We start from the raw sequence: 951 nt of genomic DNA, 5'->3' as shown, positions 1-951 counted from the left end.
CAATGCCGTTTAGTTTAGCCCACGGTCAGCGCTTGGGGGCTGTCGGCTCATGCCAAGTGGTATAATTGCGCATCTAACGTATTGAAACGCAAGGATAAATAATGGTAATGACCTTGCAAGTTCTATGCCAGTTTGACCGCTTTGCTGCGCCAAGCGCTCTCTGACCCGGCGTTCATCGATGCCCATCGCCAGCGTCCTCAGGACTTTACCCGGCATCGGGCGTTGCCCTTCGCCACCGTGGTGAGTTGGCTGTTGTTGAACTTCCAGAGCTCGATGCGCCAGTCGCTGCAGCGCCTGCTCGACGACCTTTCCGGTGGTACCCTGTGCGCCGTCACCAAAGGCGCGATTTCGCAAGCACGGGCCAAGCTCAAGGCCTCGGCGCTCATCGCCCTGAACGAGCGTCTCGTGCGTCACGCGGATCAGGGCGCACGCCTGGCGCGCTGGATGGGCCATCGGCTGATCGCCGTTGATGGATCGAGTCTTCATCTTCATGCTTTTCCTGCGCTGGCCAAGGCATTCGGTGGGGTACGCCATGCGGGCGGGGTGCGACCACTCGCCCGGGCGTCCTTCGCCTTCGATGTACTGAATCGTATTGTGGTTAGTGCGGCACTGGCGCCGTGGCAACAGGGCGAGCGGGCTTTGTTCGCGCAGCAGCTCGAGGTGATCGGGTCGGACGATCTGATGCTGTTCGATCGCGGCTATCCGGCGTTGTGGCTGTTTGCGCTGATTCGCGCGCGCGGGGCGCACTTTTGTGCGCGCATCGATGCGGGGCTGTGGTCGCGTGCCTTCGATCTGGTGCTGAACAATACCCAGGAGCTGTGCTACGAGGCCGTCCTTTCCCGGCGCGCCCGGACGGTGTGCGCCGAGTATGGCGTTGAGTGCGCGCGGCTGCGCCTGCGCATCGTGAGGGTGCGCCTGAGTACCGGTGATTACGAGTACTTGGTTACGTCC

Annotated in this window: 1 protein-coding gene; it reads left to right on the top strand. The window is 61.9% G+C overall.

From position 1 onward, the window contains the following. Positions 1–132 precede the first annotated feature (132 nt). Positions 133–951 (top strand): IS4 family transposase (locus ACUH78_RS19370; RefSeq protein WP_445334459.1); only part of this gene is annotated, 819 nt, incomplete at its 3' end.

Source organism: Thauera sp. ZXT1-4, assembly GCF_052598215.2.
This window is presented reverse-complemented; position numbering and strand designations above follow the sequence as displayed.